Here is a 21,106-nt window from a genome sequence, read left to right as displayed (position 1 = left end):
CGGGGCCATAGGGTAGCCTGGCCATCCTAGGAGACTGGGGGTCTTCTGACTCGCGTTCAAATCGCGATGGCCCCATTTCGTTGTTTTTTTACGGGGTCTGATGGTGAAGATTACCGATACCTGTGTTGACTGCCTGATCTCCCGGGTGAAACTCGAATGCGGGCTTGCCAGGGCCGATCCCAAAACGACACAGCAGACAACTGATTCCTGCCGCAATCTTCTTTTTGCGCTCAAAGACTTACCGTTAAGCCACCCGCAGATCGCAAGCCGTATCCACCGCCGAGCATACGAACTGCTCAAAAACCCCGATCCGTTTCGTGATCTCAAGGATCAGGGAAATGCCGAATCGATCGCAGTCTGCAAAGAGGTACGCCCGACTCTTGTAACATTCCGGGACTATGTGCTTGCCGCAGTCATCGGTAATACCTTTGATTACGGTGTCAAGGGGCATACCGTCACCAGCAACTTTTCCGCGTTTTTTCAGGATGAATTCAAGAAAGGACTGGTCATTGACGATACGGACCGGATCCTCCATCTGGCGTCACGGGTTGTCTACTTAAGCGACAACTGCGGGGAAATCGTCTTTGACCGGCTCCTGATCCAGTTCCTGAAATCCCGTGGGTCCCACGTCACGCTCGCGGTCAAAGCCCGGCCGATGCTCAACGATGCGACCCTTGAGGATGCAAAAATGCTCGGGCTGGATCGCATCGTCGACTGCCTCACCACAAACTGCGATGGCGCCGAGATCGGACTCTGCCTGGAAGAAACACCGCCGGTCCTTTCGGATGCCATATCCCGCTGCACGCTGATCATCGCAAAGGGCATGGCAAATTTCGAATCCCTCTTTGAGCGAAACGATCTCCCCCCCATCGCGTACCTGATGGCGGTAAAATGCCAGCCGGTTGCTGATGCTTCAGGTGTCCCGGTCGGTTCCAAGATCGCGTTGCTCCGGGTATAAGTCTCCCGGGCCTGCTATCGTTTCATGTCACACATAGTCGATGCCACGATTTACAAATCGCTCACATCGTACTTCGTGCATCGTATCGGGTGAAAAAATCAACCTGCTACGTCATGGATAAAGCATACGATTCTGACCGTACTCATCAGTTGATCCATGAGGGCCTGGAATCTCAATCAATGACCCCTGTCCGTGACTGGCATGCCTCATGTGTTTCTGGCAAATACCGATAAATCATGGCCAGCTCATTCGATGTAAAAACCTGCAGCCATAGGACTATGGCCGAAACTGTTTTTTTGATCCTGAAAAGGTTGTTTGGAGAGACCATCTGTTCTCGATCTTACCGACAGCAGGTTGAGAAAATCACATTGAAATGTATCATTTTTTCCATCGATCGTTTCCTCAAAAACCAACGGGTGTTCAATGTTTTATGAGGATTTCAACAGAGCCTATTTTTTATTATTTAGGTCAATTCCCAAATTTGTTCCGTTCCCCTCACATATGCAGCAAATACGGCAGCGTAATCAGCGATATCAGTGCCACGATCATCACATAGCTGACCGCCCCCACCACATATCCGGAATATTTTATGAGCCCGCGCCGGTCGAGCAGCCGGTCGACGCCCTCCTTGAAGATGTATCCCCCGTCAAGCGGGACCATGGGAAGCGCGTTGAAGATCCCCACGTTGATATTGATCCACGCACACCAGAAGAGGAGGTGGATCAAACCCCAGAACCCGGCAAAGGGTGCCTGGTAATACGAAGTATCCGGTGTATCGAACGCGAGGATGCGGAGGTACTGCGATCCATCACCACTGGCAAAGGGAACGATCAAAAATTGCAGGAACCCGATTGGTGAGAGCATCGTCCCGACTGCTGTCTTTACGGCCACACCATCGTAGTACTCGACCCCCATGAACCCGCTCGTCTGGTTGCTGCTGTACTCCGCCGGCCACGCGGCAAGCGTGAGTTTGTAATCGGTGGCAATACCGTCTTTTGTAGTAGTCAGGGAGATCGTGTCCCCCGGTTTTGTGGTATTGAGGATCGCAGACACATCCGCCCGGCTGGCAACCGGTTCCCCATTGATTGCCGTCACCACCGAACCCTGTGGCACACTCGCGTTATCAGCAGGATACCCTTTGTAGATCCCGTTGATCGCCGGCTGGGTTTCCGGCACCACCATGCCAAACATCAGGATCAGCAGCACAAAGCAGCAGAAACCAACGACAAGGTTGTTGGTGATCCCGGCGCCGAACATCCGCACCTTGGGCATCCCTTTTTTCTGTTCGAGTTCTGCATCGTCAGGCTCAACAAAGAACCCGATTGGGATCACAGCGAGGAGCACTCCCATGCCCTTGACCTTGATATCCTCCACCCGGCAGAGGATCGCGTGCCCGAACTCGTGGATCACAATCGTGATAATAAATGCAAGCCAGACCGCAAACGTGGAGGGGACGTAATCGTTGATGCCGGGAAGCAGGAAGATATTCTGGGGCTCATAGATGCCGGTTGGCTCGGGCCTGATCATAAGCGTGTACCGGACCGAGAGGAAGAGCATCACAGTGATAAAGACCGAAACGAGGATAACCGCGATGACCCCGATCGTCCCGTAGATCCTAAAAAATGTACGCAGTGCGGTAAATTTATCGAAAAATTTGACCCGGTTGGTCTTGATCGCCATGATCGGGCCGTAGAACACAATATGGTCGGCCCAGAGTTTCCGGGAATGAATATAATATGCAGCGATGGCGTAGATGGCCACAAGGGCAATCAGGATAAGGATCCAATCCATCCATATCAGTTGGACTGGGGAACCACATAAAGAGATGGTGGATGGCCGCCACACGAGGACGGAGGGTTAACTCCCTAGAAAAACGCCGACAAACTGCTCTGGGATTTTTTCCCCATCATATTACTCACGGTCTTCCAGCTCTTTCGGGCGATCGGCGGAGGGACACGGTGCTCGTCAATATATGTGGAGAGGTACGCAACGGTGATCGGATCGGACGGGTACCCGCTTCCTATCTCCCCGTACTTCTTTGCAAGTTTAACAATTTCCCGGTCACGGGTGACTTTCGCGATAATACTTGCAGCCGAGACAATCGGGTAGGTATCATCCGCATGGTGCTCCGATACGATCTCGCATGTGATGTCAAGATGACTCCGGACCGTTTCCGCGTACCGGATCGGGTTGACATCGCACGCGTCGACATACGCGGTATCAGGCGCAAGTTTTTGGATCACCTGTGCGTGTGCCTGAGCAACACAGGCATTCATGGTCATCTCGCGCCGGATGGCATCGATCTCCTCTGCGGGGATTACGACCGTTGCAACCCTGCACCGTTTTTTTATGAGGGGAAAGAGCCGTTCCCGTTCTGCCAGCGTGAGTTGCTTTGAATCCTTCACACCGAGATCAAAGAAGACATCTGCGGATCGCGCCCCTACCGCAGCGACCACCATCGGCCCCAGCACCGATCCTTTCCCGGCTTCGTCGACCCCGCAGATCACGAAAGATAGGTTTATGCGCAAATTATTTCAATGGCGATGATGGTAACCGGTAGTCATGTATATCATCATCGTGGGGCTTGGCGGCATCGGACGCAGCCTTGTCAGGCAGGCGGTCGAACATGGCAACAACGTTGTTGTCATCGATCAGGAAGAAGCCCGGTGCAGCGAGATTTTAGAGCACTACGATATCCTCGCAATCACCGGTAACGCTACCGACAAGTCCACGCTTGAAGAGGCTGGCATCGACCGGACCGATGCGTTTGTTGCCACGACAAGCGACGATTCTGTCAACCTCATGACCTGCTGGCTTGCAAAACGCTTCCACGTGCCAAACGTGGTCGCGATCGTCAACCAGACGGCCCACTCGGAATTTTTTAAGGAAGTCGGTGTCCGGATCAGCGAGAACCCGGACGATCTCGTGGCCTCGCGCCTCTATTACTGGACCGAGAACCCCAAGCTCCAGCAGCTCGCCTCGATCCCCGGCGGCAGCATCTTTGAGATCGTGGCAGAGGAGAATGCCCCCATCGTCGGCCACGAGATACGGGAACTAAAGGTCAAGGACTTTGTCTTCATTGCCATACGCAGGGAAGGCGGCACGCTGATTATCCCCAGCGGAAACGTGCGGATCCAGCCCGGCGATATCTTCACAGTCTTTACCAAAAAAGAGGCTGAGGACGACTGCCTGCGTCTCCTCAACAAACAGTTAAAAAAATCAGCGTAGTGAGGCGGCAAGCGCCCCGAGCTCCACGAGCAGTTTCGGATTGGCCTTCAATAACTCTTTTATCAACATAAGCGTGGAGAACTCCTTTAAGTCCAGCTTTGAAACAGAGTGGACGATCGTGTTAAGTTTTTCGTCTGACTGCTTGATTAGGTATTCCTTGATGAGATAGTTGCGCTCGATGCCCTTTCCCATCTTTGAGGCACGCCATGCCTTATCATAGGTCATGAGCGCTTTCTTGGAGACATCGCCTTTTGCAATGCAGTCTGCCGCGACTTCTGCCGCAAGCCTGCCAGTGTACATTGCGTTGTAGATGCCACCACCCGTGAGCGGATCGACAACACGTGCCGCGTCACCGATTAGCATCAGGCCGTCGGCAACCGTGCAGTCCAGCGGGCGGCAGACCGAGACGCCGCCGACAATGCATTCGATGGTTTTCCCATGAGGGAATTTCTGCTTCACGAATTTATCGAGATAATCCTTTGCCCGGTGCCCCTTACCGCTCTTCCTGCCGGAGATGCCGATACCGACATTAGCCGCCCTCCTGCCTTTGGGGAATACCCACAGGTATCCTTCAGGTGCGATCTCGTTACCGAGGTAGAAGATCGTGGCATGTGGATTGATGTCAATATCGGTCATGACGTACTGGACCGAACTCATGATCTCGCGGACCGGGACCGTCGTATCGATACCGCACCATTTGCCAAACTTCGACTCGACGCCGTCTGCTGCAATGACGACATCTGCATTGACCTTTGTAACATTCCCGCAGGACTCAAGCTGCGCGCCTTTTACCCGGCCTTCGTGTATCAGCGGTGCCGAAGCACGAGTCTTGACAAAGACATCTGCCCCGGCTTCTGCCGCCTGCCAGACCAGTTCCCGGTCAAAGACCTTGCGGTCGAGAATATATCCGACTTTTGAACCGGCCATGGATGACTCAAGCGACATCTCAAAACCGTCGGGGGCGACAATGACGGCGCCGCTCATCTCCGCAGAGATCCAGCAGGGATCGGGCTCGATAAACCCGGTAAGCGCTTCCTTCCCGATCCCTTCCGCACAGCGGACCGGAGCGCCAATTGCCGGGCGTTTCTCGACAAGGCAGGCAGAGAGTCCTTTTTCTGCAGCCGTCCGGGCAGCAAGGGCCCCGGCCGGGCCACCGCCGATGATCAAAACATCGTAATTATTTTTCATGCACGACCTCCAGTGCACCAAGCGGACAGACCTTGGCGCAGATACCGCAGCTCGTACAGTTCTCTTCAACAGAAAGGTATGCGTCGATCAGTTCAAGTGCACCTTCAGGGCAAACTGACACACAGCATCCACAATACCCGCAGATATCCCTGTGTACTTTGAGCATTCGTTTATATGTTGGAGGCTGGTTTCATTAATCTTTACGGCTTAAAAAACCGGGCATGCGGATCTTTTCCGGTTCCACTTCCCGTAAGAAGGGATCCTCAGTTTCGACAGGGAATGGACATCCCCTCCATCATCTTTTTTAATTCGGATTAAAAGCAGAAAAAGTGGAATGAAGTTCTCTGTAAACAATGAACAAAATCCAGGTTATGCCAATAGCATGGGGATTAGGGAATTAAGGAAAACGTGCCGTATTTTCCGCCACCACCCGGATGCAAGGTGACGCGGTTTTCCCGGAGGGCTTCAATGGCGGATGCAACCTTCGGGTGTACCGCCCGGATTTCAGAAACCGGGACGGTGACAAGTATATCGATCTCGTTTCCGAACGTCACGATGAACGCGTCGTATATCGCACGGCATTTTTTCGTACCCGGTGACGAGACGCCTTCCACGGTCTGGATAATCTGCCCGAGCGGGACGAGGTGGAGGTACGGCGGGCGCGACCCGGGGGTGCCACGTGAAAGTTCCCCGGCACGGTCGTACACGCCCTTCTTGATCAGACCGCCATCAGCGGGGCAACGCCAGTTGTGCTGCTGTGCCTCCTCTCGTGAATACTGGGTAAAGCAGCGGACGCAGGCGGTGCGGTTGTATTTTCCTTCTTCCGGGAAAAAGCCTGCGTTTGCCTCAATGGCGCCGGCCCGGATGCTGTCGAACACGCACCGTACAGAGAGATTCCCGTTGAGCCGGATCCGGTTGAACTCGCGGCCGATCTTCTCCGGCTGCGGGCTGTGGGCATCCGAATTTGAGAGAAAAGGAACGCCGGCAAAATCCGGGATGCCCGCGCCGTACGAGGTGTCTGCAGAGAGCCCCAGTTCCACGAAATCGATCTTTTCGCTGCCATAACAACTGGCAACCGAATCATGGTACGCAAAGAGCGCGGTCCACGGCGTGAATGCGTGGGCCGGGCCGACAAGGGCCCCGACCTCGTGCGCCCTCTTTGCGATCTCTTCTCCCGAAAGGTATACGTGCGGGCGCCCGTTTGTGCTGATGCTTTTGCTGTGTGATTTGAGCAGCTCGCGGAGTTGTGTAAACTGCCCGAAATCTTCGGCAAGGATCAGGTGGTGGACCCGGTGCTCGTCTTCGACCTCACCGGTCGGGACAACACAGATGCCGGCCTCGTTTGAAAGAAACGGTTCCCATTCTTTCTGCCAGGCCGGGTGCAGGGCGTCACCGGTGCCGAGAACGTGGAGTCCCTTTGTTACAGAGACAGATAACAGGTTTTTGGGATGCATCGCGCCCGATACTGCCATGGAGTATGGGGAGTGAATGTGCAAATCTGCATTTGCGAGCATGGACACCTTTCTGATTGCACCTTTTAAGGATATAAGGGAGCAGGGAATCAAGCCTGTCGTGAGTTTCGGCGGGCTTTCTCGGAACAGAAAAATATCATCTCTCTTCATTTAACAGGCTGAACAACAAAAGAGGATCCTCCTCCTGGCAGGACTGTCATCGGGTGGACCAGTAAAAACGATTCCCGGTTTAAGATCGGGCAGTTATCCAATGTAACTCAGTTCTTCGTCCCGCTGCATCTTCTCGCTTTCTAAAAGACCCTGAACGACTTTCTCCATCTCGGCTGCGCGGTCATTGAGCTGGGTCGGATCGACCGGCACCGCGATGAGTTTCGAGAGAACGGCGAGGACGCTTGCCGCACTCATCGGGTCGACAATATACCCGCTCGTCTCGCCCATAAGGCAGACCGCATCGATTCCCCGCACCCCCCCCATGCCGAGGAGAAGCCCAGCGGCGCCGATGATCCCCCCACCCGGCTCGTCGCGGTCAAACGTCACGCCCGCCGCGTCGATCTCCGCTTTTAATTCCTCATGGTTGGTGGCGCCAAGGACCCGGGGTGCGTTGACCAGGTGCCCGACACCGAACCCCCCGAGCGTGTAAATCCGTTTTACTCCAAGTTCGGCCGCAATATCGAGATACGCATCAGTCATGAGATAGTGCCCCTCGTTTGAGGTGCTCTGAAAATCACCCACGAGAAAAACAATATGCCGGTCCTCTGCCTTGTACAGGTAGATCTCATTTCGCGGCAGCCGGGCAACGCCATTTTCCTCGATGATGACCTGCGGGGGCAGGTAAATCGAGTGGATCTCCCCGATCTTTTCTGCGCCCAGCATGTGGATCATGTACTCGGCGACGAGCTTTCCCACCTGCCCGATGCCGGGCAGCCCCCCGATAAGGACCGGGTTTGTGAGATTTTTATCCGTGAACGTATCAAGATACCTGATGCTGATGTCATCGATCATACATCAGCCTCCTGTTTTGCCATCCTGCGGTATTTACCAAAATGATCCTGAACCGAAAACCGTCCAGGGTGGGCGATCGATGTCGGCCCGCCGCACACGGGGCACAATAGAGAAAGGGTATAGGTATTGTCTGCGCCGCAGCGACGGATTTTCCCGCTCATTGACTCTTCCCGGACTTGGGTTTTTTNNTCAAGCGCTTTTTCCGCTTTCTTGTAATCGGATGCCGTTACCTTGATCCGATAGGTCGGCGCACCCACGTACAACAGATCGATATCTGCCCCGGCAGTCTTTGATTCGCTCGCCTTTTTTAAGGCATTGCGTATGACCGTCACGCCATCGGGTTCTGCGGACATAAGCACCAGCTGGCCGGTCACCTCGACTCGTGGGATCTTGACACTCTCGTGGGCGATATGCACCAGCGCTTCGCTCGCTTTTTTTGAGAGCCCCAGTTTTTTGACCGTTGCATCGCTGTCAGTGACGATATCCTCAAAGACCGCGTATAACTCACCGTAGTTATCGAAGATTGCATCTTCTATAGCCTTGGCAGGTTCGCTGGATTGCTCTGCAACAAACCCGATCCACTTCCGCGCCTTGGACTCATTTTTCCACTCGCGGATCTTTTCGCGGCGCTGGTGCTCGTTGACGTCCTTTTTGGAAAGATCGATGTGACCCCTGCTCCGGTCAACGTTGAGGACCTTGCAGACAATCTTCTGGCCCTCCCGGATGTGGTCACGGATATACTTGATCCAGCCGGTTGCAATTTCAGAGATGGGGATGAGCCCCTGCCTGCCACCATACTCGTCAAGCGATACGAATGCGACGAAATCCTTGACATTTTCTACGGTACAGACTACCAGTTCCGATTCCTGTGGCCACTCCCTGTCTCTTTCCGGCATGGAACGGCTCACTTGAACTCTGAGATAATCTCAGCCTTTAAGTTCGCCTTTCCGCCCGAGGGGGTCGCAAGATCGCGTCCACAGACAACACACTTGACTGTCGTGCTTGCCTTGGAGAAGATCGTCTGCTCATTATCGCAGTCCGGGCACTTTACTTTTAAAAAGCTGCTCCGGTTTGCCCGTGCTTCACGTACCATGTTTCTCACTCCGTCAATTCGAACTTGGCAACCCGGTAGCCTTTTCTCAGGTGCGCCTTCCCGCAGGTTGTGCAGCGGTACCGGACATTGATCTTCTTTGTGGGCTTGTCGCCACCCGGGACCTTCGAGAATTTTCCCATGTTGCCCACTTTGCCTCTCCGTGCCTTCTGGCGGTCAATCCAGTGGAGGCCGGTCGTCTTGCTCTTCTTGACCTTCTCCACTTCGTGGATCTGGTGACTTCTGCAAAAAGGACAGTAAGTTTTGAATTTCACTGGCATCTTCATGATGTTTTCACCGAATGTATGCTCTGATATTGAATCCCAGTATTATTTACTAAGGTTCATATTTAAGATATGGGTGCCGCCGGCAGTACAAAGTACTGCCACCGTCCCGGTCTTTTAGTAATTCTCATCGTGGCGAAGAGTGTAAAGTTTTAGTGCCGGGATCATAAAAAGATTAGGATGGTGAGGAACTGCCCGGTTAACAGGGTGTGCCACCTCCGGAAAAACCCGCTGCCCAAGGAAGCACAATACAAAAGAGACCCCACCAAAGATCCCGGTTATTTGCAGGTTGGGAGGGGGAGCGCGACAACAATGTTCCGGTCGCTCAAGACAGAGGCATTCCTCTCGGGGAGGGTCACGATATCGCCTTTTAGAAGAGTGTAGATCCTCCCGTCAACACCCATAAACGAATCCATATCCCCGAGCACCCGCACGAGCATATACGGCGGGGTGAGGGTTGGTGCAGCGGACGACAGGGCCGGGGATGACAGCCCTGGTCCCTCCGCTGCCGCAGGGACTTCTTCATATGCCGCGTCCCCTTCATCCTCCAGAGCGTCCATGCCGGCAGGAACCGCCGGGGGAACCGGCACGAGCGGCTGTTTTGCGTTATGGAGCAGGACACCCTGGCATTCCTCAAGCCCGGCGGCAACCCGGTCGAACATCCCGTGCTCGGCGGGGATCATCCTTTTGACCTCCTCCCGGTCATAGTAATTGCCCTCCGCGTGCATGAGGGCAAGTGCGAGGATCTTGCGCGAGCGGATGGCGAAGAGCTCGTGCATGGTCTCCTTCATCGCGATGGTCTCTTCTATGAGCGCCCGCGCCTCATCGGACAGCGGGTCCTCAATCGCATAGACTTTTTTTAAGAGTTCTGCAATCTCCGCGTGGGTGCGATCGAAGATATCCGGGGCTATCTGGAGGAGTTTGCCGGTTTCGCGTTCGGAGAGCAGGATGCTGCGCAGATCATCAAATCCCATGGCAGGTACCCGAAGGTGATTATTCTTTTATGCAATTTCCGCGATGCCGCGGCAGCAGAGGAAGACTGCCACAGCCTCAGGTACTGTAGAGATCCCTTTTTGGATCTGATAAGTGCTTCCAAGCATGGGCATGGCAAGCGGGAACCGCGAGTCGACCTTAACCTCACGGGTCGAAAAGACCACGGCATCCACAAGCGGGTCAAACTCATGAAGGTCCCGCACTTCAAGCGGCTGCACCCGCATCCCGCTGCCGCCATGAAGGGAGGTCGGCATCCGGATCAGGCGCTTCGTGTCGGTCGTGACCGGCTCATCTGCAAGCGCTGCCCGGTAGTTTAACCGCTTCCGGAACTCCCCTTCGGTTTCGTGCACGACCGCTTTTATGACCCTGTCCTTGAGAATCGTGGGATCGACCTGCCCGCTGAGTCCGGCGATCATCTCTGTGCGCTTTTTCAGGAGCCCGGCCGCCGACTCTTTACCAACGCCATCAAGCGCGGTAAGATACATCATCGCTTCTTCTTCGCTCTGGCTGCCAAGCCAGTTGAGGTACTCAATGAGCGCCTCGCGGAACCGTGCCGGCCACCCGGGCGAGGAGACCGGCCCGGTAAGCAGGACCGAGGGATCGAGCCCGATACCGCAGATGTAATCGACCAGTTCCCGCCGCTCGGCGCTCCCCCACCCGCGGAAGGCAAGGTCTTTGATGTGCACGTGGTATCCCCGTCCTCCCGAAAAGACCAGTTCGATCTGCTTTGGATCGACCCCCAGTTCTCCGGTGAGCATGGCCAGCAGTTTTTCTGTCTCGGTCTTGACCCGGGCAAGCATCTGGTCGTAGGGCCCCTTGACGATGTGATCCGCGTCAAGGTCGAAGATCAGGTCGGCTCCGCACCAGCCCTTTTCACCCATGGTGGGCGCATCCGGTTTCTCGTAGTAGGCGCTCGAATAATAGATATGCGAAGGGACGAGGTTTTTGATATAATCGAAGAGCTCCGCACGATCGGTAAATGCAATGTGCCGGCGCATCCGCATCTCGGCAGCGCCGGGATTGAAAAGGACAAAACCCCATTCCCGCTGCTCAAGCGATGAGGGGGAGACCAGCATCGCCTTCCGGTAATACTCGGTGAACCGCTGCCGCACAAACTCCGTGGTTGCCGGGTTCATGACATCTCCTTTACCATATAGGGCCCCCTGCGTTCATATCCCTGTCTCCGGTAATAGGGCCGGACACCGATGCCGCTCATGATCGCGACGCGCGCAAACCCTGCGGCTTTTGCGATCTCCTCGGCACGGGAAAGGAGGATCCGCCCGAAATTCCGGTGCTGCCACTCTTCGGACTCTGCCGCTTCAAGACCCACCGGGACCAGACTCCCGTAGACATGAAGTTCCCGTACGAGCGCGGCGCCATGAAGCTCGGAACGGAACTCAGACGACGGGAACCGGAGCCGGGCAAACCCGATGAGGGAGTCCCCCGAGACCGCAGAGATGAAATGTTCGGTCCCGCCGCAGCACTCGTACTGGATCACCTGTATTTCAGCATCCACATCAGAGGGCAGTCTTCCGATCTCCCGGCACCGGATGCAGCGGCAGTGCAGGCCCTGCGCGGTAAGACGGTTCTTTGCCAGCTGCCGGAAATTGGAGTGCCGGGACCCGGCCACGATCAGCTTTGCCGGGATATCCCGCTGTACCCGCGAGAGCCGCGTGTACTCCGGGATGAGCGATTTTGCGTAGGCGATGAGGTCGATAAGCTGCTCTTCATCGTACGGGGCATACTTCTTTTGTTCCCAGAGTTTCTCGATCTCGGAACCTGGGGTGACAAGCGTCGGGTAAATTTTCAAAAAATCCGGCTTGAACCGGGAATCGGAGAAGATCGTCCCGAACATCTTCCTGTCCGATGCAATCGTCGAATGAGGCAGGTTTGGCATCATATGGAACCCGACCTTGATCCCGGCATCCCGGAGGAGCCGGTTTGCCTCGACCGTGTCAGCCACTGTGCAGCCCCGGCGGTTGAAGGCAAGGATCGCGTCATCGACATGCTGGACGCCCAGTTCCACTTTCGTGACCCCGAGGTCGAGCATCCGGTCGATGTGCTCTTTTTTACACCAGTCCGGTCGGGTCTCGAATGTGATCGCAACGCACCGGACATTGGCAGTCTCATTTGCCGCTTCGACCGCTGCTACGGAAGGCAATGCTGCCGCCGGTGTATCCCCGGGGTACTCGTTCATCGCCTCGATGCACCGGGCGACAAACTCCTCCTGGTACTCCACGGGACGTGCGGTCATCGTTCCGCCCATGACGATCAGTTCCACTTTCTCGACCCGGTGGCCCAGCGTCTCGAACTGCCCGAGCCGGGCGTGGACCTGGGCAAACGGATCGTAACCGTGCTCCCGGGCCCGTTTTGCCGCCGGCTCCTCACCAGTGTAGCTCTGCGGCGAACCAAACGGGTGAGCCGGCCCGCCCGGACAGGGCAGGCATTTGCCGTGCGGGCAGGGGTACGGCGATGTCATCACTGCGACCGGTGCGACACCTGACAGGGTTCGGGTCGGCTTGACAAGCAGGACCCTGCGCAGGGTCTCCCGCTCCTCCGGAGTTGCCGCCGCAAGGATCGCAGAGTTCTTGGGAACTGCACTCAGCTGGTACTTCCGGCAGATGTCAATTTTTACGGCAACGATCCCACTGTCACCGGGAGGCAGGGAAAGGAGACGGGAGATGATCTCCCGTAATGCCAGTGCCTCATCCATAACAGTTAATGTTCGACTGCGACCTGCTGTGTCGGCGCTGTTGCAATCTCAGGAGAATAGTTCACCACATGCACATGGTGATGTCCGTTGATGTGAGTTACGATCTCTTCGCCCAGTGTGAGAAGAGCATCCTTATGGGCTTTTTTATCTTTATGAATATGAACCGGTGATATTTCGAGAGCTTCATAGCGTTCGGTTGGAATTTCCTCATTCGTAGTGTTCTCGTAATACTTCCTGATGTGTACCATCAGCATATGCAGATGTAGTAACTCTTCCTTTTGCACACTATCGCCTTCTCTCTGAAAAGTTATTTTTTCTGTGCGACAGATATACCTTACTGGTGAAATTTATAAGAGAATACATTCACCCATGGGGATTGCTTGCGGGACTAGCAATTGGGGACGCGTTGGGTGCGCCCTTGGAAGGATCTCCCCAGCCTGAAGCGTGGGTGACAAATATGCGGCCCGGAGGGCGCCATTTCCGGAACGCCGGCCAGTACACGGACGATACACTGCAGGCACTTGCGGTCGCGGAATCGCTTCTCGCATGCAGGGGATTTAACCAGTCGGACCTTGTACAGCGGTTGCTTTCCGGGTACGAAAAGCGCCCGGAATGGTACGGCCCAACCTCTTCTGCATTTTTTACTCTCGTACGTTCCGGCACCCCGCCGCATCGTGCCGCGTGGCTCGTGCACCGGCGCCATCACGGGAGCAGGAGCAACGGGAGCAGGAGCAACGGGAGCGTGATGCGGGGATTTCCTCTCGGGATCTTTTATCCTGCAGATCAGGTGTATGAGGTGAGCTGCGCATGCTCCCGACTGACACACTACGATCCGGTCGCCGCCCACTGCTCAGCGTGGCTCAACATGATGGCAAGCGATATGTGCCGGGGGATTTCCCGGACCCGGGCATTTGTTCACGCCCGCTCGCGGTGCAGAAACGCGGAGGTCCTTGCCCTGCTCGGGAGTTACGAGCGGTACCGGCCCGATCCCTCGCTTGACGCCGTGCTCTGTTCGCATGCGGCACTCTCCTGTTTTATGAATGCGCATACGTTCGAAAACGCCATGCTCTCGGCAATAAATCTTGGAGGGGATGCGGATACCGTGGGTGCCTGCTGCGGGGCACTCGCCGGGGCATACTGGGGGATCGATGCGGTGCCGGCGCGGTGGACAACCGTCCTCGAGGGTTATCCGGAGATCCTGAAGGTGGCAGATAAGCTCTGGCAGGGACGGCAGGATGAGCACAGGGAAGAAAAAGTCGCACCTGATTGAGGGAGATTTCGGGAACGATTACACGGGTTTAATCTCAACAAGTTTAAGCGCCCGGCCTTTACTGCAGATATCGGATGCATTGCCCAGCACATCGGCAACCACGTATTTTTCACCGTCAACCACCCCATCCGGCCGGCAGAGGGGGTAGCTCTTGCAGTCCGCCTTGTTGCAGGAAAAATCTATCTTTACTTTAGAGTTGACTATCGCCATGTCAGCACTGATAAGCATGGTGACGGGGGCGTCCATCACCTCGACTGCTGTTGCCCCGTTGAAGTGGACGGCACATTCGTGATGGGTGCTCCTGACCGTGACAATCCGGTACCGGTGGCCCTTGTTCAGGTTGTTACACGCCTTCTTGACTTTGCAGGTCCCGCACTCCGGGGACTCCCCCTCATAGATGAACTCAACGCCGGGTTTTGCCAGCACGGTCCCGACAAGCGTCACTTTGGTTTTTGTATCTGCCATGGAAAAATTCCCATAAATGTTGTTCTACAGGATTATTCTGAATAGAGCATCTGCACGAGTTTCTCCGCAGATTCTTTGGTGATACCCATATCAAAGATCGTAAAGCGTTCCGGGCGGATAGTCTTTGCCATCAGGAGCGCCTCGACTGCAACCTCATCACTGATACCAAGATCCGCCGGTGTCACCGGGGCGCCGATTGTCTTAAGCGACTGCCGGATCCCCCGCCAGTCACCGCCATGCAGGTACATCGAGATGATGGTACCAATGCCACAGCTCTCCCCGTGCAGCGCCTTTCCCGGGGCGAGCCGGTCAAGAGCATGGGAGAACTTGTGCTCCCCGCCGCTCGCGGGCCGGGACGATCCCGCGATGCTCATCGCGACCCCGCTCGATACGAGCGCTTTTGTGACAAACCACGCCGACTGCTCCTGGTGCGGTTTGATGAGATCGGCATTTTTGACGAGGATCTCCGCGGTCATCTTAGAAAGTGCAATCGCGTACTCGCTCATCGGTTCGCCCTTGATCCGGTGGGCCAGTTCCCAGTCGAGGATTGCGGTATAATTGGAGATCACATCAGCACAGCCGGCCGCGAGGAGACGGTGCGGGGCGGATGCAATGATACCGGTATCCGCGATGATTGCCAGAGGGGGATGCGCCTCAAGGGAGACATTGCCTTCCCCCGTGGGCACCGATGCCCGGGCTGATGCGATGCCATCATGAGATGCCGCAGTCGGGACGGAGACAAACTGCCGGTCAATGTTGTACGACACGATCTTTGCCGTATCAATCACTCGGCCCCCCCCGACCCCGATTACAAAGTCCACACCCTGCGCGGCGCGCTCCGCTTCCCTGATGATCTTCGGGCTGATCTCTTCTGCAATGAAAACTTTTACCGTCCCTGTACTGGAGAGCAGATCCTGTACGGTCCTTCCTGCCCGCACCATGGTACTCTTACCGGAGATCAGGAGGGAAGACCTGCCCAGTTTGAGGTCTTCGCAGACCGGGATGATCTGGCCAAGGACATCGTGACCGATTACGACATCCCGGGGTAACTGCATCCACTTGGACTTGTCAAAGACCTTTTCCTTGAGTACTTTTATAGTATCCGGGCTCATCTGGTTTATGAATGATTAGTGATTTCATATACAAATACTACATCGATCCCGTCAAGTACGGCGAGCCCTATAATATTGTCGAGACGCTCACCTACGCGATCATCCTTATTATCGGCGTGTATTTGTTGTATCGCTGGTTCTCGAATTCGGCCTGGCTTTCAGAGCATGGCATAAAACTGGATTCCTCGTTCATTCTTGCTACGCTCCCGTACGTGGTGCTCGGCGGCGTGCTCCGTGTTATCCAGGATGCCGGGATGGTCACGGGAGACTGGCAGTACCTGATCGTCACCCCCCCGATCTATTTCCTGCTGTTCTTTTTTACACTCGGCATGATCTTTGTGGGGGGCACGCTCAAGAAAAACGGCCTGATCAAAGATTTCCTGTTGTTCTATGCGTTAATCGGCTGCATAGCAGTCTTTGTTATCTCGCTGATTCTTCTCTCATGGGGCATGGCTCACACCCATGTCGATCTCTTCATCCTTGCGGTGATTCCGCTCATGGCGATCACGGCAACGGTGCTGATATGGGTTTGCATGCGGTATATCCTCACGTGGGAATATGTAAACGATCCGCTCTACCTCGTCCTCATCTTCGGACAGATGTTGGATGCCAGTGCCACCAGTTACGGCCTCACCTTCCACCCGGCCGTCCACTATATCGAGCAACACGTGGTCGGTTCAAACCTTATTGAAATGACCGGCACCGCATTTGTCATGTTCCCGCTCAAGCTCGTCGTCCTTTTCCCGGCCATCTACATTATGCAGATGTATCGTAAGGAGGCCAACCCGGCTTTCTGGCACCTGGTACTGCTCGCGATGATTGTGGTCGGCCTTGCCCCGGGTATCCGCGACATGATCCGGATGGTACTCTATGTCTGATCCCGGTGCACCGTACAACCCGGGCCATTCCCCGCTCGGCAACGCTATCATCCTTACGATCCTTCTCTTTTTTGTCGCAATGTGCGTGGGATGGATCGGAACGGTACATAACCCGGCGATCGGTGACGACCTGATCAAGATCTTCCAGAAAGAGGTCGCCGGCCAGATCACCGTAAGTGACCCTGCCGATATGTGCGCCAAGCTCTTTGCAAACAACCTCGAAGCCTGCATCCTGCTCTTTTTAGGAGGGGCATCCTTTGGTATTCTCACACTCTTTATTATGAGCCTGAACGGGATCGTGATAGGAGCTGTCACCGAGATCATCAGCCACGGCCATTCGGCGATCTTTATCGCCGCTGCCCTCCTCCCCCACGGGGTCTTCGAGATTCCCGCATTCATCCTCGCCGGGGCACTCGGGATTCTGATGGCGCAGTCGCTTATCGCCGAATGGTATGGGGCGGCCGATACGGCTGCCGATGCAGCACGGTTCGCCCGGATCTTTTTCCTGTACGTGCTACCCCTTATTGCAGTAGCGGCAGTGGTCGAGGCTTTTATTACGCCGGCGGTCATACAATTGGTAGCTTAAGAGGTTTTTGATGGACGAGGATGCGGGCGCCCTGCCAAAAAAACAGGATTTTTCCGAATGGTACAACGAACTTCTGTGGCGTGCGGAGATCATGGACGTCCGCTATCCGGTAAAAGGGCTCTATGTCTGGTTCCCGTACGGATTTGCCATCCGCAAGTTCGTGTATCAGCGCCTCCGTGAACTGCTTGACCGGGACCACAAGGAAACGCTCTTTCCCCTGCTCATCCCGGAGCAGGAGTTCATGAAAGAGGCAGAGCACATCAAGGGTTTCGAGGACGAGGTCTACTGGGTAACGCATGGCGGCACAACACCCCTTGACGTGAAACTGGCACTCCGGCCCACGAGCGAGACGGCGATCTACCCGATGTTTGCCCTCTGGGTACGTTCCCATGCAGATCTCCCGATAAAGATCTACCAGGTGGTAAACACCTTCCGGTATGAGACCAAGCAGACCCGCCCGATGATCCGTGCCCGCGAGATCACCTCGTTCATGGAATCGCATACGGTGCATGCGACCTGGGACGAGGCGGAGGCGCAGGTGGAATCCGAGATTGCGCTCACCCGCGAGTTTTACCAGAGCCTCTGCATCCCGATCATTATCTCGAAACGCCCCGACTGGGACAAGTTCCCCGGCGCAGATTATACGATCGCTGTGGACACGATCATGCCAAACGGCAAAACCCTCCAGATCGGCACCGTCCACCACCTCGGCGACCACTTCTCCAGAACATTCTCGATCCAGTACGAGGACAAGAACGGGGAGCAAAAGGTCGCGTTCCAGACCTGCTACGGGATCTCGGAGCGCTGCATCGCGGCACTGATCTCCGTGCACGGCGATGATAAGGGACTCATCCTCCCGCCGGTGGTCGCCACGCTCCAGGCCGTGATCGTGCCAATCACGATCGGAAAACGTCACGACGATGTGATTGCCGCTGCGGAAAAACTCAAAATCGATCTTGAAGCAAACGGTTTCCGGGTGAAACTGGATGCCCGGGACATGCGGCCGGGAGCGAAATACTACTGGTGGGAACTCCGGGGCGTCCCGCTCAGGCTCGAACTCGGGCCAAGGGATCTTGATGCCGGTAAAGCGATGGCGGTAAAACGGTGTGGCGGTAAAACCACTATCTCCTTTGCAACGGCAGCTGATGATGTTACCAGGGTTCTTGGAGAGATCACGGAAGACATCCGGGAAAAAGCCGAGGAGCACATGAAGTCACATCTGTGCACCGTTGATTCGATGGATGCCTTAAACTCTGCACTCAATGCAGGGAAAGTAGTGGTCGTCCACTGGTGCCGGGAGCGGGGGTGCGGCGATGCCATTGAAGAGAAGGCGAACTCAAGCCTGCTCGGGACTGATGTCCGGTCGGATTACATCGAGGCAACTGACGGGCCCTGTATCATCTGCGGGAAGCCGGGCAAGGCAACACTGGTCGGGCGGACATACTGAATTTTCCAAAATTGCCGTTCCGCCATGAAGTATAGATAATATTCTTCATTTTAGGTTCTTCGCTGAATTGTGTGGGTAAATCCAGTTCTCGTCAAACAAGTTGATGGGGGCTAACGCCCTCAAACCCCTATTATGATGGACTCCGCCGTGCCTCGGAGAGGCCCTGAGACGGGGAGCCCTCCTAAAATTTTCTATATCGATTTCCATTGTTCCGGTATGAACCCGATCGGGTTATGTCCGTTTCTACCAATCCTGTTTTTCTTATCAAAAAACGGTGTACCTGCGTTAATGTTATGAGAGAATACCGCCCCCTATTTACATACACGATCGCGTGCCCGGTAACACAATCATGTCATATAAGAGTGAATATATAAAGGCAAGGAAACGCAAAATCATAATCCTGCTTGCGCTGATAGTATTTCTGAGTCTGCCGGCATCTGCCGGGCTCACCGCCGTGACCAGCGGCCCGCAGACCATTGCGAAAGCAGATACGGTCACGCTTACGGGTACCGATGCACTAAATGGTTCTGTAACTCTCTGGATCGTCGGGCGAAACTATTTTGACACCAAAACAGCAACACCGGATAAAAAAGGAAATTACACCTTTGTTATCAAACCCGAAGAATCCAACAAATTCTCCAGCGGAGAGTACGCATTTTTGATCCAAGATCCCGGGGCAGACAAGATTTTTGAGATCGCCCCGCTGCTCTGGAGCGATGGCATACGAATTGCAGATCAGGGAAAAGCCATCACCAACATCGGGCAAAAATCATCGTTCCCGGCAGACATTGGTCCGGTAGCCGCCATCATTCTCAATATATCGGGGCAGACGGGAGTTGACGATATCTTCACTCCCTATTACTTTTACGTTGAGGAGCCGTACATGCGGTTCAACCGGGTCAGTGAAAGCGATTCCGGTAAACTGCCTGACCAGACCACCGGGGAAGCGATTCTGATCACCGGTATAACAAATGTTGGTCCGGAGAACCTGCTCCAAGTAGAAATCAGAAATGCGACCTCGAGCGATCTGATCACATCGCAAACCATTCCGGTGGAGAGTGGCACCAATACAAACCAGTGGATCTATTCGCTCGATGCCCCCGGCCTGCCGGCTGGTTCATATATCGTGACTATCAGCGAACAAAAATACACCACAACGGGCAATGCCTCAGCACTGCTCACTATTCTCGAATATCGCATTGCAGGCACCACCACGTTTTCTTCCCTGCAACCGGAGCTGCCAGCAGGAGGAGAGACCCTCTATGGTGTTATCCTGCCTCTGATCATCAGTTTTGCCGCACTTGTTATCATCGGGATTATTATGCTGGCGTCATTGCGGAAGTGAGTTAACGTTACGGGGCATTTTTGAGTTTGTCACCCCCCGGTATGATCGGAATTGATCAGTTGAGAGGGTAACAGAACACATCAAACCCTGAAAGACAAGTCATAAAAATCAAAAAAAATTCAATGGAAAAGCAGATATGAGAATATTTTAGCACCGGTCACACACGTACTGGATACGCACCGAGGTGTGACGCATGTCACCGGTGATCTGTTTTCTTCCGCCCCGCACAAAGAGCCGGTTGCACTTCGCACACCGCTTTGGCCGTATCCGGTCGAGGACCCCCATCGGGAGTTCGAGGGAGAACTCCGTTTTCGTCCACTCTTCAGGGGGCTTGTCTGCATTCTGCTCGTAACTTGAGACAAAACCCATGATCTGCGACGGCGGAACTCCAAGATCGACAAACTTTTTGAAGACAAAATAATTGAAGATCAGCCACGAGAGATCGGAACGATCGAGGATCCCGTCATACTCACCGATTGACTCTTCGAAGTCTTCCAGTGAACAACCGCACAGCGGGCATTTGCCTCCCACAAGCTCATCCAGAAAAACCTCTTCCTGACAACCCGGACAGGTCGTGTGAGGGGCATGCATGCGTGATGTCATTGTTGTCTCCGGTTTATGGTCTATCGCGTATTCAGAATGAGCGAAGTAAAATCATTCTTGAGGTCGTATTGCTATCAGATCATACATGTGCCGGAGGGACACTTATAGGTATCATCCTTGCACATTTACCCCGATAATATCTTTTTGGTACAGACAATGATCAGGAGGCTTCGGGCTCCTGTGGTTCCATTACGAGCGTACCAAAGATTACCTTCTCCAGTACCTGCGATACATAGCGGATGTGCATCGCCTTCTCCAGATCCTCGTTCCTGTGAATGTCTGCATAGAGCTGGAGACGCAGGAGAGCAAACCGGAACCGGTCGAGCGTCTCGTCGTCGAGTTTCATCGCCTCGCGGTAGACGGGTTCCAGAAGATCGGGGAACGCCTGCGGGTTTTCCAGGCAGGCGATGACCGGCTCATAAATAGGGAGGGGCGCAGATTTTCCGGTGAGGATCCGCAGGTAGTCCATGTT

General features: G+C 54.8%; 24 protein-coding genes and 1 tRNA gene. 8 read left to right on the top strand and 17 right to left on the bottom strand.

The features are described 5' to 3' along the window. The first annotated feature begins 1 nt into the window (after window position 1). Both QZN75_RS01705 and QZN75_RS01700 read left to right on the top strand, forming a co-directional pair. Window positions 2–75 (top strand) — tRNA-Pro (locus QZN75_RS01705). A 25-nt stretch (window positions 76–100) separates the two neighbouring features. Beyond that, window positions 101–958 (top strand): ARMT1-like domain-containing protein, encoded by an 858-nt coding sequence (locus QZN75_RS01700; protein WP_366652785.1) that lies wholly within the window; start codon window positions 101–103, stop codon window positions 956–958. A 495-nt stretch (window positions 959–1,453) separates the two neighbouring features. Here QZN75_RS01700 and QZN75_RS01695 read toward each other — a convergent pair whose 3' ends face one another. Continuing rightward, the gene (locus QZN75_RS01695) at window positions 1,454–2,749 is read right to left on the bottom strand and encodes a site-2 protease family protein (protein ID WP_292423958.1); all 1,296 of its coding nucleotides are present in this window, start codon (window positions 2,747–2,749) and stop codon (window positions 1,454–1,456) included. Window positions 2,750–2,823: 74 nt separating this feature from the next. Next, entirely contained in the window at window positions 2,824–3,465 is a 642-nt protein-coding gene (rnhB, locus tag QZN75_RS01690; RefSeq protein ID WP_292423955.1) for a ribonuclease HII, read from the bottom strand. A gap of 55 nt (window positions 3,466–3,520) precedes the next feature. Here rnhB and QZN75_RS01685 point away from each other — a divergent pair, with 55 nt between their 5' ends. Further along, on the top strand, window positions 3,521–4,186 hold the full coding sequence (locus QZN75_RS01685; protein ID WP_292423953.1) for a TrkA family potassium uptake protein: 666 nt from the start codon (window positions 3,521–3,523) through the stop codon (window positions 4,184–4,186). Here QZN75_RS01685 and QZN75_RS01680 read toward each other — a convergent pair. The 11 genes from QZN75_RS01680 to QZN75_RS01630 all read right to left on the bottom strand — a co-directional run bounded on the left by QZN75_RS01680 (window position 4,178) and on the right by QZN75_RS01630 (window position 13,212). Continuing rightward, window positions 4,178–5,374: an NAD(P)/FAD-dependent oxidoreductase gene (locus QZN75_RS01680; protein ID WP_292423951.1), complete on the bottom strand. Its 1,197-nt coding sequence runs from the start codon at window positions 5,372–5,374 to the stop codon at window positions 4,178–4,180. The genes QZN75_RS01685 and QZN75_RS01680 overlap by 9 nt on opposite strands. Next, entirely contained in the window at window positions 5,364–5,540 is a 177-nt protein-coding gene (locus QZN75_RS01675; protein ID WP_292423948.1) for a 4Fe-4S binding protein, read from the bottom strand. The genes QZN75_RS01680 and QZN75_RS01675 overlap by 11 nt, the downstream gene beginning before the upstream one ends. A gap of 223 nt (window positions 5,541–5,763) precedes the next feature. Beyond that, window positions 5,764–6,846: an endonuclease Q family protein gene (locus tag QZN75_RS01670; protein ID WP_366652784.1), complete on the bottom strand. Its 1,083-nt coding sequence runs from the start codon at window positions 6,844–6,846 to the stop codon at window positions 5,764–5,766. Between the two features lie 243 nt (window positions 6,847–7,089). Next, on the bottom strand, window positions 7,090–7,848 hold the full coding sequence (locus tag QZN75_RS01665) for a proteasome assembly chaperone family protein (RefSeq protein ID WP_292423943.1): 759 nt from the start codon (window positions 7,846–7,848) through the stop codon (window positions 7,090–7,092). Beyond that, the gene (locus QZN75_RS01660; protein WP_292423940.1) at window positions 7,845–8,744 is read right to left on the bottom strand and encodes a translation initiation factor IF-2 subunit alpha; all 900 of its coding nucleotides are present in this window, start codon (window positions 8,742–8,744) and stop codon (window positions 7,845–7,847) included. Before QZN75_RS01660 ends, QZN75_RS01665 begins: the two co-directional genes overlap by 4 nt. Window positions 8,745–8,752: 8 nt before the next feature. Then, on the bottom strand, window positions 8,753–8,941 hold the full coding sequence (locus QZN75_RS01655; RefSeq protein ID WP_292423938.1) for a 30S ribosomal protein S27e: 189 nt from the start codon (window positions 8,939–8,941) through the stop codon (window positions 8,753–8,755). A 5-nt stretch (window positions 8,942–8,946) separates the two neighbouring features. Next, the gene (locus QZN75_RS01650) at window positions 8,947–9,225 is read right to left on the bottom strand and encodes a 50S ribosomal protein L44e (RefSeq protein WP_292423937.1); all 279 of its coding nucleotides are present in this window, start codon (window positions 9,223–9,225) and stop codon (window positions 8,947–8,949) included. A gap of 275 nt (window positions 9,226–9,500) precedes the next feature. Continuing rightward, window positions 9,501–10,196, bottom strand: a complete 696-nt coding sequence (locus tag QZN75_RS01645) for a hypothetical protein (RefSeq protein WP_292423935.1) — start codon at window positions 10,194–10,196, stop codon at window positions 9,501–9,503. 27 nt (window positions 10,197–10,223) lie between these two features. Beyond that, on the bottom strand, window positions 10,224–11,351 hold the full coding sequence (priS, locus tag QZN75_RS01640; RefSeq protein WP_292423933.1) for a DNA primase catalytic subunit PriS: 1,128 nt from the start codon (window positions 11,349–11,351) through the stop codon (window positions 10,224–10,226). Further along, window positions 11,348–12,928 carry a tRNA uridine(34) 5-carboxymethylaminomethyl modification radical SAM/GNAT enzyme Elp3 gene (locus QZN75_RS01635; RefSeq protein WP_292423929.1) on the bottom strand — a complete coding sequence of 527 codons (1,581 nt, stop codon included), beginning with the start codon at window positions 12,926–12,928 and terminating at the stop codon, window positions 11,348–11,350. The genes priS and QZN75_RS01635 overlap by 4 nt, the downstream gene beginning before the upstream one ends. Window positions 12,929–12,933: 5 nt before the next feature. Continuing rightward, entirely contained in the window at window positions 12,934–13,212 is a 279-nt protein-coding gene (locus tag QZN75_RS01630; RefSeq protein ID WP_292423927.1) for a UPF0058 family protein, read from the bottom strand. Window positions 13,213–13,268: 56 nt separating this feature from the next. On the opposite strand from QZN75_RS01630, the gene QZN75_RS01625 reads away from it, so the two are divergent. Then, complete coding sequence (locus tag QZN75_RS01625) at window positions 13,269–14,198, top strand: ADP-ribosylglycohydrolase family protein (protein WP_292423924.1); 930 nt, start codon at window positions 13,269–13,271, stop codon at window positions 14,196–14,198. An 18-nt stretch (window positions 14,199–14,216) separates the two neighbouring features. Here the strand turns inward: QZN75_RS01625 and QZN75_RS01620 are convergent, their stop codons facing one another. Both QZN75_RS01620 and QZN75_RS01615 read right to left on the bottom strand, forming a co-directional pair. Continuing rightward, a complete protein-coding gene (locus QZN75_RS01620) occupies window positions 14,217–14,663 on the bottom strand; it encodes a UPF0179 family protein (RefSeq protein WP_292423921.1) in 447 nt (148 codons plus the stop codon). Window positions 14,664–14,695: 32 nt separating this feature from the next. After that, the gene (locus QZN75_RS01615; protein WP_292423918.1) at window positions 14,696–15,775 is read right to left on the bottom strand and encodes an NAD(P)-dependent glycerol-1-phosphate dehydrogenase; all 1,080 of its coding nucleotides are present in this window, start codon (window positions 15,773–15,775) and stop codon (window positions 14,696–14,698) included. Between the two features lie 11 nt (window positions 15,776–15,786). Here QZN75_RS01615 and QZN75_RS01610 point away from each other — a divergent pair, with 11 nt between their 5' ends. The 4 genes from QZN75_RS01610 to QZN75_RS01595 all read left to right on the top strand — a co-directional run bounded on the left by QZN75_RS01610 (window position 15,787) and on the right by QZN75_RS01595 (window position 20,031). Continuing rightward, window positions 15,787–16,653 carry a DUF63 family protein gene (locus QZN75_RS01610; RefSeq protein ID WP_292423915.1) on the top strand — a complete coding sequence of 289 codons (867 nt, stop codon included), beginning with the start codon at window positions 15,787–15,789 and terminating at the stop codon, window positions 16,651–16,653. Then, the gene (locus QZN75_RS01605) at window positions 16,646–17,239 is read left to right on the top strand and encodes a stage II sporulation protein M (RefSeq protein ID WP_292423912.1); all 594 of its coding nucleotides are present in this window, start codon (window positions 16,646–16,648) and stop codon (window positions 17,237–17,239) included. Before QZN75_RS01610 ends, QZN75_RS01605 begins: the two co-directional genes overlap by 8 nt. Window positions 17,240–17,249: 10 nt before the next feature. Next, window positions 17,250–18,686, top strand: coding sequence for a proline--tRNA ligase (gene proS / locus QZN75_RS01600; protein WP_292423909.1), 1,437 nt, complete (start codon window positions 17,250–17,252; stop codon window positions 18,684–18,686). Between the two features lie 349 nt (window positions 18,687–19,035). Beyond that, the gene (locus QZN75_RS01595; RefSeq protein WP_292423906.1) at window positions 19,036–20,031 is read left to right on the top strand and encodes a hypothetical protein; all 996 of its coding nucleotides are present in this window, start codon (window positions 19,036–19,038) and stop codon (window positions 20,029–20,031) included. 147 nt (window positions 20,032–20,178) lie between these two features. On the opposite strand, the gene QZN75_RS01590 is transcribed toward QZN75_RS01595, so the two are convergent. Together QZN75_RS01590 and QZN75_RS01585 are read right to left on the bottom strand one after the other, a co-directional pair. Continuing rightward, window positions 20,179–20,634, bottom strand: a complete 456-nt coding sequence (locus QZN75_RS01590; protein WP_292423903.1) for a hypothetical protein — start codon at window positions 20,632–20,634, stop codon at window positions 20,179–20,181. A gap of 160 nt (window positions 20,635–20,794) precedes the next feature. Further along, window positions 20,795–21,103, bottom strand: coding sequence for a hypothetical protein (locus QZN75_RS01585; protein WP_292423901.1), 309 nt, complete (start codon window positions 21,101–21,103; stop codon window positions 20,795–20,797). Window positions 21,104–21,106: the final 3 nt, after the last annotated feature.

It is taken from the genome of Methanoregula sp. (assembly GCF_003170075.1).
Classification (GTDB): domain Archaea; phylum Halobacteriota; class Methanomicrobia; order Methanomicrobiales; family Methanospirillaceae; genus Methanoregula.
The sequence above is the reverse complement of the archived record's forward strand: the minus strand, read 5'-3'. Positions and strand labels throughout refer to the sequence as shown.